This window comes from Micromonospora sp. NBRC 101691 (genome assembly GCF_030269285.1).
Classification (GTDB): domain Bacteria; phylum Actinomycetota; class Actinomycetes; order Mycobacteriales; family Micromonosporaceae; genus Micromonospora; species Micromonospora echinospora.
The window spans coordinates 146,532-160,916 of the sequence record NZ_BSTB01000018.1 but is presented as its reverse complement, the minus strand read 5'-3'; the positions used below and the strand labels follow the sequence as shown (position 1 = coordinate 160,916).

The window sequence follows — 14,385 nt, the reverse complement described above, 5'->3', positions numbered from 1 at the left end:
CGGACGCGGCACCGCCCGCCCACCGTCGCGCCTCACCGCCGACGGCGGACCCGGGCGCGCGGGAGGGTCACGCCGGCACCGGGCCGAACTGGGCGGTGACGTCGCCGTGGGCGCTGCGGACCCAGTTCTGACCGGCGAGTCGCAGGTGCAGGGCGCGCAGCAGGGCCTCCCGCCGCTCCGGCGCCATCGGACGGACCCGGGCGTGCTCGGCGACGCACGCCAGCGGGGTGACGTCGTCGAGGTCCCCGAGGCTCGGGCACGCACCGGCCTGCCGGGCCCGGCGCAGACCGGCCTGAACGGAGAGCGCCGCCAGCGGGCTGCCACCGAGTTCCCGGGCCAGGTAGTCGCGATCGGCCTCGTCGACCACCTTGTTGCCCACCACGGCCAGCAGATCCGCCACTCCGGCCGCCGCCGCCAGCTCCCGGTAGCGCCGGGCCACCGAGACCGACTCCGGGGTCGGCTCGGCGACCACCACGATCACGTCGAACTGGGCGTGCAGCGAGTTGGCGAAGGCGTCCGTCCCGGCGACCATGTCGCAGACCACCCAGTCGCCGGCGTCGAGCCGCAGGTGGGACAGCAGGTTCTCCAGGACCGCCAGGTGCCCGTGGTAGCAGCCCGCGCCGATGTCGTCGGGTTCGTACGTGCCGACGTGCAGCACGCGCGTACGCGGATCGAGCGCTGCCGCGTGGCGGACCAGGACCGGATCGTCGGCGTCCAGGGTGACCAGCCGCGAGCCGGGGCCGGGTGGAGTGGTCGGCACGAAGTGCTCGACGCCGGCCACCCTCGGGTTGCTGCCGAGCAGATGACGCCGCACCCACCGGGCGTTGTCCGGGTGGGACAGCGCGCTCTCCGGGCCGACCTCGACTCCGAGCAGGGGCGCGAGGTGCACGTTCACGTCCGCGTCGACGGCGAGCACCCGGTGCCCGGCCGCGCGCAGGTATCCCACGAAGAGGGCGGCGAGAGTGCTCTTTCCGCTCCCACCCTTCCCAGTAAAAGCGATTCTCATTTTCATTACGGTAGGCGACGCGTAACCCGGGCCACAAGGACGACGCGCCGGGCGGCGCGGCCCTATCCGGCGCAGCCGTCGCAGGTCCCCATGATCTCCAGCGTGTGGTTGACGTCGACGAACCCGTGCCGGGCGGTGGTCCGACGCATCCAGTCCTCGACGGCGGGACCGGCGATCTCCACCGTCCGGCCACAGTGCCGGCAGACGAGGTGATGGTGGTGGGTGCGACTGCACCGGCGGTAGAGCTGCTCGCCCGAGGGCAACCGCATGGTGTCCACCTCGCCGGAGTCGACGAGCGCCTGGAGCAGGCGGTAGACGGTGGTGAGGCCGATCGGGACACCCCGGTCCCGCAGCTCGGCGTGCAGCCGCTGGGCACTGCGGAAGCCGTCGGACCCGTCGAGCAGCCGGACGAGCTCCGCCCGCTGCCGGGTGTTGCGGGCAGGGCCCGGAACCGACCTCGTCGCCACTGCCGTCCTCCCCACCCGGCCGGGGCGCCCGCCCCGCGCCACCACCCGGCACCTCCGCCGCCACCCGACGACGGCTTCATGGCAATGCTAACCAATTTCATTAGCCGGTCGGTGTCCCCCCGGGAAGGACACGCCCCGCCTACGATGGGCCGGTCGACGACCGGAGAGGACAACCGGGGTGGATACGGAAGACCCCGCCGGGGCGGCACCCGCGGACACGGTGACCCATCGGCCACAGCGCCGCCTCCGGCGCCGTCGACGACTCACCCGCCTGGCCGCCGCCGGCGTCTCGGCGCTGCTCCTCGCCAGCGCCCCCTGGGCGTGGACGAAGGTCGCCGCACACGGCCACGTGCACCCCGAGGCCACCGCTCCCGCCGTGGACGTCGTCATCGTCCTCGGCACCGGGGTGGCCCCGGACCGACACCAACCGGGCGAACGGCTGGCCGGCCGCCTCCAGACCGCCGCCGCGCTCGTCCGCGCCGGACGCGCCCACGTCGTCCTCGTGTCCGGCGACGGCAACGGCGCGTCGGGCGACGAGCCGGCGGTGATGACGTCGTACCTGGCCGGACTCGGCGTGGATCCGCGGCGGGTGGTGGCCGACCCGTTCGGGCTGGACACCTACGACACCTGCGCCCGAGCACGTCAGGTGTACGGGGTGACCCGGGCGCTGATCGTCACCCAGTCCTACCACCTGTCGCGGGCCGTGACACTGTGCCGGCACCTCGGCGTCGACGTCGACGGAGTGCCCGCCCGCTGCGCCGGATGCCCGCCCACCCTGCTCGCCGGCAAGGCGGTCCGCGACTACCTCGCCAGCCCCAAGGCGGCGTGGGACGCGGCCCGCCGCAGACCCCCGGCGGTGCCCTCACCCGAGAACCCGGGCGTCCGGGACGCGCTTCGCGGCACCTGACCGCCGGCGGTCACGGCCGCCGGAGCGCCTGCCAGAGCAGCACCAACCCGAAGGACGTCCCGAACACGACGATGAACACCCTGGTGATCTTTTCCGGGAGCTTCCGGACGAGCCGCGCACCGGCGTAGCCGCCCACGATCGTGGCCGGCGCCAGCACCGCCACCGCCGACCACTCGACGTGCCCGAGGAGGACGAACAACACCACGGCGGTGAAGGACACGGCGGCCAGGAGCAGGTTCTTGACGGCGACAGTCCGGGCGAGCGCCTCGTCCTGGAGAAAGGCCAGGCTCGCGAGCAGGACGATGCCGAAGCTGGCCCCGACGTAACCGCCGTACACCCCGCCCACGGCGACGAGCGCCTGCCGGGCCGCCGGATGCCGGCGGCGGCGACCGGCCGTGCGCGCCACCCACCCCGTCAGCCGGTTCCGCAGCGCGAAGACGGCCGAGGCGGCGAGGACGAGGAACGGCACGATCAGGTCGAAGACACGGGTCGGGGTCAGCAGGAGCAGCACCGACCCGACGACGCCGCCGAACAGCGCCGCCGGCAGGATACGGACGGCCTCCCGCCGAGCCGGCAGGTCCCGGTAGCCACCCACGACGCTCGCCACGTTCCCGGGGAACACGGCGACCGTGTTGGTCATTTTGGCGGCCAGCGGCGGTATCCCCACCCCGATCAGCGCCGAGAAGGCGACCAGGGAGCCGCCACCGGCGAACGCGTTGAGAGCCCCCGTGAGGAGACCGGCGGCGAGAAGCAGCGTGGCCTGGATGGGATCCATCAGGTGCCAGGCTAGTGCCGCCGACTACTCGCCGTGACGGTGTCCGGGCGGACCGCCGACCGGGCGCGGCCGGAAGGGCGGGCCGCCGACGGCCGGCAGGCCCGGCGCGGAGAAGTTCACCTCCTCCGGGTGAGGCGGAGACGGCTCGTCCGGGCGCAGAGTGGCCCTGAGGAGGGTTCGCCATGGCTGACGCCACCCGGGATTTCTTCCACAGCCTGGCCCGCCGGGGACACGATCCCCGGCTGAAGGCGATCGGCGCGGGCAGTGTCCGCTTCGACGTCAGCCGGGGCGGGCAGGTCGACCACTGGCTGGTCCGCATCGGCGACGGCGACGTCACCGTCTCCGAGGAGTCGACCGGAGGGGACGCCGTCGTCCGGGCCGACCGGGCGGTCTTCGACCGCATCGCCAGCGGGGAGGCGTACTTCCTGACCACCGTCCTGCGCGGCGAGGCGACCGTGGAGGGCACTCCCCGCATCTTCGCGGTGATCCGCCGGCTGTTTCCGCCGCCGCCCGCGTCGGGGGCACGACGGCGAGGAGGCGACGGTGCCTGAGGAGCACATCGGCATCCTGGACGGCACGACCTTCCTGGTGTGTGACCAGGCGGGCGACATCCTGGCCTCGCCCGACGAGCCGGTCGGCCTGTTCGCCCACGACACCCGGCTGCTGTCGAAGTGGGTGCTCACGGTCGACGGCCGGCGGCTCAGCACCCTCTCCGTCGACGACATCCACTACTTCGAGAACAAGTTCTACCTGGTCCCGGGCCACCAGGACGTCTACGTCAACAGCACCCTGTCGGTGGTGCGCCGGCACACGCTGAGCACCGGACTCCAGGAGGACCTGACCATCATCAACCACGGCGCGCACCCGGTCGACCTCACCGTCCGGGTCGACGTGGACGCCGACTTCGCCGACCTCTTCCAGGTCAAGGACGCGACGCCGCAGCGGAAGGGACGCCACTACCGTCGGGTCGACGACGAGCGGCTCGTCCTCGGCTACGAACGGGAACGGTTCCGGCGGGAGACGATCGTCTCGGTCACGAGCCCGGCGAGCCTGGACGAGGCCGGGGTGACCCTGAAGGTCCGGATCGAACCGCACAGCACGTGGCACACCCGGCTCACCGCCCTGCCCGACCTCCCCGTACCGAGAGGCCTGGACCGGCTGGTCATCCCGGGTCGTCTGGCACGGGATCCGGTGGACAAGGAACAACGGCTCATGGAGTGGCTCGGCCAGGCGCCACGGCTGCAGTCGGACTGGGAGCCCCTCAACGAGACGTACCGGCAGAGCCTGATCGACCTGGCCGCGCTGCGCTTCAGTCCCTTCCTCGCCGAGGACAAGAGCGTGCCCGCCGCCGGTCTGCCCTGGTTCATGAGCCTCTTCGGGCGGGACAGCATCCTCACCAGCCTCCAGGCGCTACCGTTCGCCCCCGACCTCGCCGCCACCACCCTGAAGGTGCTCGCCTTCCGGCAGGGCAGCCGGGTCGACGACTTCCGGGAGGAGCAACCCGGGCGGATCCTGCACGAGATGCGCTACGGCGAACTGACCGCCTTCGACGAGACCCCGCACAGCCCCTACTTCGGCAGCGCGGACGCCACTCCCCTCTTCCTCGTGCTGCTCGACGAGTACGAGCGGTGGACCGGCGACGTCGACCTCGTCCGCTCCGTCGAACAGGAGGCCCGGGCGGCGATCGACTGGATCGACGACTACGCCGACCTGACCGGCCGTGGCTACGTCGCCTACGAGCGGCGCAACACCGAGAACGGACTGGAGAACCAGTGCTGGAAGGACTCGTGGGACGGCATCTGCCACCGCGACGGCCGGCTGCCCGGCTTCCCCCGGGCGACCTGCGAGTTGCAGGGGTACGCGTACGACGCGAAGCGGCGCACCGCCCGGCTGGCCCGACGCCTGTGGGGCGACCCCGCCTACGCCAACCGGCTGGAACGGGAGGCAGCCGAACTCAAACAGCGCTTCAACCGTGACTTCTGGGTCGCCGACGGCGAGTACATGGCCCTCGCGCTCGACGGCGACGGCCGTCAGGTGGACGCCCTGTCGTCGAACATCGGACACCTGCTGTGGAGCGGCATCGTCGAGGAACAGAAGGTCCCCGCCCTGGTCCGCCACCTGATGTCCCCCGCCCTCTTCAGCGGCTGGGGGGTCCGCACCCTGGCCGAGGACCAGGGCCGCTACAACCCGATCGGCTACCACGTGGGAACCATCTGGCCGTTCGACAACTCGTTCATCGCCTGGGGCCTTCGGCGTTACGGGTACGCCGACGAGGCGGCGCGGATCGCCGCCGGAATCCTCGACGCGGCGACCTTCTACGACGGCCGGCTGCCCGAGGCATTCGCGGGATACAGCCGGAGCAGCACCAAGTACCCGGTCAACTACCCCACCGCGTGCAGCCCGCAGGCGTGGTCCGCCGGGGCGACGCTGCTGCTCCTGCGGACCATGCTCGGCCTCCGGCCGGTGGGCGAGGATCTCGTGATCAGACCGGCACTTCCAGCTAACCTCGCTTACATGGCCCTGCTCGACATACCCGGACGATGGGGACGCCTCGACGCCTTCGGGAGGGGTTCGGCCGCGTCGGAGGGGCGACGGTACCAGGCGGCGCCCCATCAGATCTCCGCTCCGTGACGGAGGGACCATGCCCGATTTCGATCCCGCCCGCACCGCCGTCGTCAACGTCCACTGGCAGCGCGAGGTCGTCAGCCCGGACGGGACGTTCGGCCCCCTCTTCGCCGAACAGGTCATCCGGCACCGCGTCGCGTCGTACGCCGCCCGGCTCGTCGCGGCGACCCGGTCCCGGGGCAGCCTGATCGTCTACACCCAGACGGTCCACCGACCCGGCTACCCCGACCTGATCGCCAACACCCCCCTCTTCGCGATGATCGCCCAACACCAGGCCTTCCTCGGCGGCACCCCGCAGGCCCAGATCATCGACGAACTCGCACCCGAGCCGGAGGACGTGCTCATCCACCAGGTCCGGCTCAGCGGCTTCTTCGGCACCGAGCTGGACACGGTCCTCCGGAGCAGGGGCATGCAGACGCTCCTGTTCACGGGCGTGGCCACCAACCTCGCGGTGACCCACACCGTGTTCGACGCGATCAACCTCGGGTACCAACCGGTGATCGTCTCCGACGCGTGCACCGCCGCGACCGACCAGGCGCACCAGGCGAGCCTGGAGACCCTGGGCCTGCTCTGCCCGGTGCTCGCCACCGAGGACGTCCTCCGCCACCTGCCGGACTGACACGTCGCCACCTGCGCCGACCCGACGTCCGCACGGCCCGGCAACCACAGCGTCACCCCCGGTGGCAATCCGGAGCGCAGTTGCCGGGTGACAAGTACTGCGGTCAGAATGGCCAGGTGTCAGCGGCCGGAGCGAGTGGGAACACGTCTGCGCGGCGGTCTGCGCCCGGGCGAGACCGGCGCGTCGGCCGGTCACGGTGACCCCACCCACGAGACCACAACCCAGGCAACCGGACCGCCCGCTCCTGCCGGCCGCCGTCTCCGACCCCGCCCGGCTGGCCGCCGTGCGGCGCACCGGCCTGCTGGACACCGGCCCGGAGGAGCCCTTCGACCGGCTGACCCGACTGGCGGCGTCCCTGCTCGGCACACCGTTCGTCTTCGTGACCGTCGTCGACGCCACCCGCTCCTTCTGGAAGAGCTCCGCCGAGGTCGACGACGTCGCCCCGGAGAAGCGGCAGACCCCCGTCGAGCAGTCGTTCTGCCGGTACGTCATCGGTGCCGACGCGGAACTGGTCGTCACCGACGCCCGCACCGACCCGCGCACCCACGACAACCCGTCCGTCGAGCTGACCGGCGTCGCGGCCTGGGCCGGTTTCCCGGTGCGCTCGGTCGACGGCCACGTGCTCGGCACCTTCTCCGCCATGGACACGGCGCCCCGGGAATGGACCCCCCGCGACATCGAGGTGCTGCGCACCCTGTCCCACGCGGCCACCGGTGAGATAGCGCTCCGCGAGGCCCTGCACGAGGCACGGGCCGCCACCCGACGCGCCGAGCTCGCCGCCGTGCAGGCCTCCACGCTCGCGCGCACCCTCCAGGAGAGCCTCCTGCCCGCCCGCCTCCCCCAGATCCCCGGCGTGCGGGTCGCCGCCCGGTACCGTCGCGGCGACGGCGGCGACGAGGTCCTCGGCGACTTCTACGACGTGTTCCCCTCCACCCGCAGCACCTGGGCCGCAGTCGTCGGCGACGTCTCCGGAAAGGGCCCCCAGGCCGCGAAGACGACCGCGCTGGCCCGCTACACGCTCCGCGCCGCCGCGGCCCGCAGTTCCATCCCGAGCCACAACCTCGCCACCCTCAACACCGCGCTGCGGGAGTGGTACACCGACGACAGCCAGTACCTGACCGCCGTCTACGCCACCGTGCGCGTCAACGACACCGGCGTCAACGTCCAGGTCAGCTGCGGCGGTCACGACCCGGCTCTGGTCCGCCGCGCCGACGGCACCGTCGAGACCCTCGGCCGGTACGGACTCATCCTCGGCTGGCTGCCCCAGCCGCTGCTCCGCGACCAACGCGTCCAACTGCACCCGGGCGACAGCCTGCTGCTCTACACCGACGGTGTCACCGAGGCCCGCCGCCCCACCGACCGCGCGCTGTTCGGCATCGACCGGCTCCGTCAGGTCCTCGCCGACACGACCGCCGACGACGCCGACCAGCTCGCCGCCGCGGTCGAGACGGCGGTACTCGACTTCACCGGGCACCGTCCCGGCGACGACACGGCGATCCTCGCCCTGCACGTCCCGGCCCCGCCGGACTGATCCCCGTCGCCCCGGCAGGCGGTCTGACCTGCGCATACGGCGATCACCGGTGCGATCCGGCGACGGTCCACCAGCAGGGCTATCGTCGGCCCGTGGACGAACTCTTCGCCGCGGCGGGATCGCTGCGGTCGGCCTACGCGCGGGTCGACTGGGCAGCGACCCCGCTCGGCCCGGTGCCCGGCTGGAGCCGGACGCTGCGCGCCGCCGTCGACATCACCCTGCACACCCGGTTCCCGGTGACCCTGTTCTGGGGTCAGGAGTTCGTCATGCTGTACAACGAGGCCTACGTCGACCTGATCGGGAACAAGCACCCGACGGCCCTCGGGGCGTCGGCGGCCCGGGTGTTCCCGGAGATCTGGGACGAGATCGGGCCGATGCTGGCGTCGGTCCGCGCGACCCAGCGGGCGACCTGGACCCGGAACATGCGGCTCCTGATGGACCGGCACGGCTACCCGGAGGAGTGCTTCTTCACCTTCTCCTACTCCGCCGTCCTCGGGTCCGGCGGGCAGGTCGAGGGTGTCGTCGACATCGCGGCGGAGACCACGGAGCAGGTGCTGTCCCAGCGGCGGCTGATCCTGCTCGCCGAACTCACCGACGCGCTCGGGGAGCTGGACGAGCCCGACCAGATCCTCGACCGGACGGTGACCGTGCTCCGCCGGGATCCCCACGACCTGCCGGACGTGGACGTCCTCCTGCCCCGCGCGACCGGCAGGCCGTCGCCGGTCGTGCCGCCGGCCATGTTCGACGCGGGCGACGTCGTGGTCGACGACTCGGCCGGGATCGCGGTGGTCTGGGTTCGGCTGCCCGACGCGTCCGGGACCGGCGACGACGCGGTGCTCGTGGCGCAGTTGAGTCAGCACCTCCCGGTCGACGAGAGTTACGTGCGGTTCGTCCGGCTGGTCGGCGCGGCGGTCACGCAGGCGCTGCACCGGGCGCAGACCCGCCAGGCCGAACGCCGGGTGGCGAGCCTGGAGCGGGAGCTGTCCGAGAAGCTGCAACGCAGCCTGCTGACCCCGCCCGCCCAACGCGAGGGCCTGGAGGTGGCCGTGCGGTACCGGCCGGCGACCGAGCGGGCCCGCCTCGGCGGCGACTGGTACGACTCCTTCCTGCAACCCGACGGATCTCTCGCCCTGGTCATCGGCGACGTCGCCGGCCACGACCGGCAGGCCGCCGCGACCATGGCACAGATCCGGAACCTGCTGCGCGGGGTGGCATACGGCACGCGGGAGTCCCCGGCCGCCGTGCTGGCCGATCTCGACACGGCGATGAGCGGCCTGCGCGTCGACGCCTTCGCCACGGCGATCCTGGCCCGCGTCACGCGGGACGATCCGCAGAACCGACCCGGCCAGCACGTCCTGGTCTGGGCCAACGCCGGCCACCTGCCACCCGTGCTGGTCGCTCCCGACGGAACCGCCGGCCTGCTCCAGGCGCCGCCGGAGATGCTGCTCGGCATGGACGGCGGCGTCGTGCGTCGCGACCACCGCGTCACCCTCGCCCCGGGCAGCACGGTCGTCCTCTACACCGACGGCCTGATCGAGCGGCGCGGCAGCGTCCTGGACGAGGGCCTCGCCCATCTGGTCGGTGCCCTCGCCAACCGGCACGGGATGACCGCCGAGCAGGTGTGCGACCACCTGCTCGGTCGTTACCCGGCCAGCGGCGAGGACGACGTCGCCCTGGTCGTGCTGCGGGTTCCGCCGGCACCGGCCGCCGAATCGCACCGCTGACGCACGGGTCGCCGGCCGGGCCGGTGGTGACGGGTGTGCTGCCGGCGCGATGACGGGCCGCACACCCCGTAGAGCATCCTAGGCAGCTAGCTGGCATGCGGTCCGCAGGCCGGCGGTTGTCTGCTCAGAACCGTCGGCGGCGTCGCGACCCGGCGGCACGCAGGTGCAGCGCCCAGCACCCGCCGGGCCGCTCGGCCTCCAGCACGCCGACCTCGAAACTGTGCCGGAGCGCCCGCGCCAGGTACCGCACCTGCTCCGGACCGGGCGGCGGCCCGGCCGAGAGGTGCGTGTCCGTGCCGACCAGGTAGACCTCCGCTCCCAGGCGGACCGACGAGCCCACGAACGAACAGAGTTCCTGCCAGTGCAGGTAACGCCAGAAGTCGACGCTGACGACGGCGTCCAGACTGCCCGGCGTGATCGGCGGGTCGATCCCGACGAGGTGGTAGTTGCGTCCTCCGGCCGGAACGCCGTAGTCGAACGTCACGGTCCGGTCCCCGAGAGGCACCTCGGCGCTGCCCGTGCCGATCCACAGCACCCGCGACCCGGGCAGCCGGTCCCGCAGCCACCGCCACGCGGGCGCGACCCGGCACGCCTGCCGGTCCACGCAGTCCGCGATGGCCTCCCGGTACCGGGCGAGGATCTCCGCCGAGTAGATCGTGTCGACGATGCCGACGAACTCCCAGTCGATGGTCGGGTACTTGGCCAGCACCATCTTGCGGTTGCCGGTGTAGTCCTGGAGGTTCTGCAGCATGTTGCGGTAGTGCGGCAGGTGGTAGACCAACGCGTCGGGGTCGTAGCGGAACGCCCGGTTCTCCGGCCCGAGGTGACGGTCGATCCGGTAGAACAGCTCGGTGTCCTCCCACCCCCAGCGGGTGCCGAAGTCCTCGTCGAACCCGCCGACCGCGGTCACCACCTCGCGGGGCGCGGAGACGTTGTGGCCGTGGGCGAACATCCACATGGCACCCAGCCAGTGGTCGCCTGTCGGCATCCCGTTGGGAAAACGCGTGTCGCCCCCGTCGTCGGCGCGCACCTCCGAATCCGGTGTGACCGCCCCACCGGCGAGGACCGCGTCGAGGTGCCGCCGGCCGAGTTCGTTGCGTCGGCCGATCAGCACGCGGGGCGTGTCGGAGGCGGCGTGGAAGGCCACGTGTCGTTCGAGGAGGGTCGGGGTCGCGTACGAGTCACTGTCGAGGAACAGGATGGTGTCCGCGGTGGCACGCCGGATTCCCTCGTTGCGCGCCACGGACCGTCCACCACGGGCCGGAAGCGCGACCATCTGGAGATCGAGGGACTTGCCGTGGTCCGCCACGGCGGTGTAGTCCTCGGCCCCCTCGGCGCCGCCGTCGCGCACCACGATCACCTCGAACCGGTCGGCCGGTAGTGACTGTCGGCTCAGCGAACCCAGTGTCAGTTCGAGGCTCTGGGCGTCCTTGAAGGTCGGTATGACGACGCTGAGCGATGGCGCGTGCCCGCCGGTCTGCGACGTCGGGGTAACCATGATGTGCGGTTTCCTTCCAGCTCGTTGGTGCCGGCGTTGGCCGTCGTCCCGCCGGCGACGAACCGACCCCCTGCCCCGGTCGGTGTCGCGCCGGAGGCGGGAGGTGGGCCCGGCAGGGCTGGCTCGGTGGGGGTTGCGGTCCCTCCGGGTCGAGCTGACGTCCTTTGTGCGCGGTCGTACGGCGGCAATCTAGCTACCCACTCCGACGAGATGAAATTCCTTCATTTGAATCTTGGCGAAAACTTGACCTGCCGAGGCGCGGTCGGGCCGCCGCCGCAGACGCGGAGCCGGGGAGGGCTGATGCCCTCCCCGGCTCCGTGTGGGTCGTGGTCGCGGTCAGGCACCGCTCCGGTGGGACGGCCCGAGGTGCCGGGCGTACGCGTCGGTGGTGAAGAAGGCCGGCAGGTCCTCGCCGAGCGCGGTGTCCTCGATGATCCGCGCCGCCGCCTCGGCTCGCTCCCGCCCGTCGCCGTCCCGTCCCTCGACCAGCGCGGCCAGCTCCTCGGTGAGGATCGACCGGACCAGGTCCCCGGTGACGCAGCCGCCGTCGGCCAGCGGCGTACCGTGGTGCACCCACTGCCACACCTGGCAGCGCGCGATCTCGGCGGTCGCCGCGTCCTCCATCAGGTTCCACAGTGCCACTGCGCCGGTGCCGCCGAGCCAGGCGTCGACGTACCGCAGCGCCACCGCGACGTTGGACCGCAGCCCGGCGGCGGTGACCTGGCCCGGGGTCTTGTCGACGGCGAGCAGGTCGGCCGTGGTGACCTGCACGTCCTCGCGGCTGCGGTCCAGCTGGTGCGGGCGGTCGCCCAGTACCGCGTCGAACACGTCACGGCAGACCCCGACCAGGCCCGGATGGGCCACCCAGGAGCCGTCGAACCCGCCGTCGGCCTCGCGCTGCTTGTCGGCCCGCACCCGGGTCAGAGCGGTCTCGTTGACCGCCGGGTCACGGCTCGGGATGAACGCGGCCATCCCACCGATGGCGTGCGCGCCCCGCTTGTGGCAGGTCCGCACCAGCAGTTCGGTGTACGCGCGCATGAACGGCACGGTCATGGTGACCTCGGACCGGTCCGGCAGGACGAAGTCCGGCCACTGCCCGAAGTTCTTGATCACGCTGAAGATGTAGTCCCATCGTCCGGCGTTGAGTCCCGCCGAGTGCTCGCGCAGCTCGTACAGGATCTCCTCCATCTCGAACGCGGCGGTGATCGTCTCGATCAGGGTGGTGGCCCGGATCGTCCCGACCGGCAGGCCCAGGTAGTGCTGGGCGAAGACGAAGACGTCGTTCCAGAGCCGCGCCTCCCGATGGGTCTCCAGCTTCGGCAGGTAGAAGTACGGGCCGGCTCCGGCGTCGAGCTGCCGGCGCGCACAGTGGAAGAGGTAGAGCCCGAAGTCGACCAGGCTGGCCGAGACCGGCCGCCCGTCGACCGCGATCCCCTTCTCCACGAGGTGCCAGCCACGCGGCCGGACCACGATGGTCGCCAGCTCCGCGCCGAGGGCGTACCGCTTGCCGCGCGCGTCGGTGAAGTCGATCCGCCGGTCGAGGGCGTCGATCAGGCTGAGCTGGCCGCCGATGACGTTGTCCCAGGTGGGGGCGGTGGCGTCCTCGAAGTCGGCAAGCCACACCCGGGCCCCGGAGTTCAGCGCGTTGACGGTCATCTTGCGGTCGGTCGGCCCGGTGATCTCCACCCGGCGGTCGACCAGCCCCGGGGCGGGTGGGGCCACCCGCCAGGCGGGGTCGGCGCGAATGTGCGCGGTCTCCGGGAGGAAGTCCGGCAGCTGGCCGGTGGCGTAGCGGGCCCGACGGGCCCGGCGGGTGTCCAGCAGCGCCACCCGGCGGGCGGCGAACTCGCTGTCCAACGCGACCAGGAACTCCAGCGCCTCGGCGGTGAGGACCTCGGCGAAGCGGTCCGCCAGCGGACCGATGATCTCGTATCTCACGCGAACTGCTCCTCTTCGGTGGAGCCGCGCAGGGCGGTGGTCTCGGCGGCCGGGTTGAGCACGGTGCTGATCAGGTCGAAGTAGCCGGTGCCCACCTCACGCTGGTGCTTGACCGCGGTGTAGCCGGCCGCCTCGGCGGCGAACTCCCGCTCCTGGAGCCCGACGTAGGCGGGCATGCCGTCGGCGGCGTAGCCGCGTGCCAGGTCGAACATCGAGTAGTTCAGCGCGTGGAAGCCGGCCAGGGTGATGAACTGGAACTTGTAGCCCATGTGCCCGAGCTCCCGCTGGAACTTGGCGATGGTCGCGTCGTCGAGGTGCTTGCGCCAGTTGAACGACGGCGAGCAGTTGTAGGCGAGCAGCTGGTCCGGGTACTGCTCCTTGATCGCCTCGGCGAAGCGGCGGGCGACCTCCAGGTCCGGGGTGCTGGTCTCCATCCAGAGCAGGTCGGCGTGCGGGGCGTACGCCAGGCCCCGGGCGACACACGGCTCGATGCCGTTGCGGACCCGGTAGAAGCCCTCGGCGGTCCGGTCGCCGGTGACGAAGGGGCGGTCCCGCTCGTCCACGTCGGTGGTGAGCAGCGTGGCGGCCTGCGCGTCGGTTCGGGCGATGACGACGGTCGGCACCCCGGCGACGTCGGCGGCGAGCCGCGCCGCCTCCAGGGTGCGGATGTGCTGCCCGGTGGGGACGAGCACCTTGCCGCCGAGGTGGCCGCACTTCTTCTCGGCGGCAAGCTGGTCCTCCCAGTGCACGCCGGCGGCGCCGGCGGCGATCATCGCGGTCATCAACTCGTACGCGTTGAGCGGACCGCCGAAGCCGGCCTCGGCGTCGGCGACGACGGGCGCCAGCCAGTCGGTTCCGGCGGGGTCCCCCTCGGCGGTGGTGATCTGGGCGGCGCGGAGCAGGGCGTTGTTGATCCGTCGCACCACCGCCGGCACCGAGTTGGCCGGGTAGAGGCTCTGGTCGGGGTAGGTGTGTCCGGCGAGGTTGGCGTCCGCCGCCACCTGCCAGCCGGAGAGGTAGATGGCCTTCAGGCCGGCCCGGACCATCTGCACCGCCTGGTTGCCGGTGAGCGCGCCGAGCGCGTGGACGTAGTCCTCGCGGTGCAGCAGGCGCCACAGGCGGTCCGCGCCGTGCCGGGCCAGGGTGTGCTCCTCCTGGATCGCGCCGCGCAGCCGGACCACGTCCTCGGCGCGGTAACTGCGCCGCACTCCCTGCCAGCGCGGGTCGTTCTCCCATTCGTGGCGCAACTGCTCGACTGCCGTCTGCATGGTCCTCGCTCCCCTCGGGTGCCGGTG

The 14,385-nt window shown here is 72.2% G+C and carries 12 protein-coding genes; 6 read left to right on the top strand and 6 right to left on the bottom strand.

Annotated features, from left to right (window positions below; all coding sequences use genetic code 11):
* Positions 1 to 67: 67 nt before the first annotated feature.
* Both QSK20_RS24515 and QSK20_RS24510 read right to left on the bottom strand, forming a co-directional pair.
* The gene (locus tag QSK20_RS24515) at positions 68 to 1,006 is read right to left on the bottom strand and encodes an ATP-binding protein (protein ID WP_285790963.1); all 939 of its coding nucleotides are present in this window, start codon (positions 1,004 to 1,006) and stop codon (positions 68 to 70) included.
* Positions 1,007 to 1,068: 62 nt separating this feature from the next.
* Positions 1,069 to 1,473 (bottom strand): Fur family transcriptional regulator, encoded by a 405-nt coding sequence (locus QSK20_RS24510; RefSeq protein WP_285790962.1) that lies wholly within the window; start codon positions 1,471 to 1,473, stop codon positions 1,069 to 1,071.
* A 178-nt stretch (positions 1,474 to 1,651) separates the two neighbouring features.
* Between QSK20_RS24510 and QSK20_RS24505 the strand changes: the two genes are divergently transcribed.
* Positions 1,652 to 2,380, top strand: coding sequence for a SanA/YdcF family protein (locus QSK20_RS24505; protein ID WP_285790961.1), 729 nt, complete (start codon positions 1,652 to 1,654; stop codon positions 2,378 to 2,380).
* Between the two features lie 10 nt (positions 2,381 to 2,390).
* Here QSK20_RS24505 and QSK20_RS24500 read toward each other — a convergent pair whose 3' ends face one another.
* Entirely contained in the window at positions 2,391 to 3,155 is a 765-nt protein-coding gene (locus QSK20_RS24500) for a sulfite exporter TauE/SafE family protein (RefSeq protein ID WP_285790960.1), read from the bottom strand.
* A 182-nt stretch (positions 3,156 to 3,337) separates the two neighbouring features.
* On the opposite strand from QSK20_RS24500, the gene QSK20_RS24495 reads away from it, so the two are divergent.
* The 5 genes from QSK20_RS24495 to QSK20_RS24475 all read left to right on the top strand — a co-directional run bounded on the left by QSK20_RS24495 (position 3,338) and on the right by QSK20_RS24475 (position 9,654).
* Complete coding sequence (locus QSK20_RS24495; RefSeq protein WP_285790959.1) at positions 3,338 to 3,706, top strand: SCP2 sterol-binding domain-containing protein; 369 nt, start codon at positions 3,338 to 3,340, stop codon at positions 3,704 to 3,706.
* Positions 3,699 to 5,786, top strand: coding sequence for an amylo-alpha-1,6-glucosidase (locus QSK20_RS24490; protein ID WP_285790958.1), 2,088 nt, complete (start codon positions 3,699 to 3,701; stop codon positions 5,784 to 5,786). Before QSK20_RS24495 ends, QSK20_RS24490 begins: the two co-directional genes overlap by 8 nt.
* Positions 5,787 to 5,796: 10 nt before the next feature.
* Positions 5,797 to 6,399, top strand: coding sequence for a cysteine hydrolase family protein (locus QSK20_RS24485; RefSeq protein ID WP_285790957.1), 603 nt, complete (start codon positions 5,797 to 5,799; stop codon positions 6,397 to 6,399).
* Positions 6,400 to 6,595: 196 nt separating this feature from the next.
* On the top strand, positions 6,596 to 7,930 hold the full coding sequence (locus tag QSK20_RS24480) for a PP2C family protein-serine/threonine phosphatase (protein WP_285790956.1): 1,335 nt from the start codon (positions 6,596 to 6,598) through the stop codon (positions 7,928 to 7,930).
* Between the two features lie 92 nt (positions 7,931 to 8,022).
* Positions 8,023 to 9,654 carry a PP2C family protein-serine/threonine phosphatase gene (locus tag QSK20_RS24475; RefSeq protein WP_285790955.1) on the top strand — a complete coding sequence of 544 codons (1,632 nt, stop codon included), beginning with the start codon at positions 8,023 to 8,025 and terminating at the stop codon, positions 9,652 to 9,654.
* Positions 9,655 to 9,778: 124 nt separating this feature from the next.
* Here QSK20_RS24475 and QSK20_RS24470 read toward each other — a convergent pair whose 3' ends face one another.
* From QSK20_RS24470 to aceA, 3 genes are all read right to left on the bottom strand, one after another.
* Positions 9,779 to 11,152 carry a glycosyltransferase family 2 protein gene (locus QSK20_RS24470; RefSeq protein WP_285790954.1) on the bottom strand — a complete coding sequence of 458 codons (1,374 nt, stop codon included), beginning with the start codon at positions 11,150 to 11,152 and terminating at the stop codon, positions 9,779 to 9,781.
* 336 nt (positions 11,153 to 11,488) lie between these two features.
* Positions 11,489 to 13,090 (bottom strand): malate synthase A, encoded by a 1,602-nt coding sequence (gene aceB, locus QSK20_RS24465; RefSeq protein ID WP_285790953.1) that lies wholly within the window; start codon positions 13,088 to 13,090, stop codon positions 11,489 to 11,491.
* Positions 13,087 to 14,358, bottom strand: coding sequence for an isocitrate lyase (gene aceA / locus QSK20_RS24460; RefSeq protein ID WP_285790952.1), 1,272 nt, complete (start codon positions 14,356 to 14,358; stop codon positions 13,087 to 13,089). The genes aceB and aceA overlap by 4 nt, the downstream gene beginning before the upstream one ends.
* Positions 14,359 to 14,385: the final 27 nt, after the last annotated feature.

Bases quoted from the DNA above. Each gene is read 5' to 3' on its own strand.
- QSK20_RS24485 (WP_285790957.1), top strand. From the start codon at position 5,797: ATGCCCGATTTCGATCCCGCCCGCACCGCCGTCGTCAACGTCCACTGG.
- QSK20_RS24515 (WP_285790963.1), bottom strand. From the start codon at position 1,006: ATGAGAATCGCTTTTACTGGGAAGGGTGGGAGCGGAAAGAGCACTCTC.
- aceA (WP_285790952.1), bottom strand. From the start codon at position 14,358: ATGCAGACGGCAGTCGAGCAGTTGCGCCACGAATGGGAGAACGACCCG.
- QSK20_RS24470 (WP_285790954.1), bottom strand. From the start codon at position 11,152: ATGGTTACCCCGACGTCGCAGACCGGCGGGCACGCGCCATCGCTCAGC.
- QSK20_RS24500 (WP_285790960.1), bottom strand. From the start codon at position 3,155: ATGGATCCCATCCAGGCCACGCTGCTTCTCGCCGCCGGTCTCCTCACG.
- QSK20_RS24495 (WP_285790959.1), top strand. From the start codon at position 3,338: ATGGCTGACGCCACCCGGGATTTCTTCCACAGCCTGGCCCGCCGGGGA.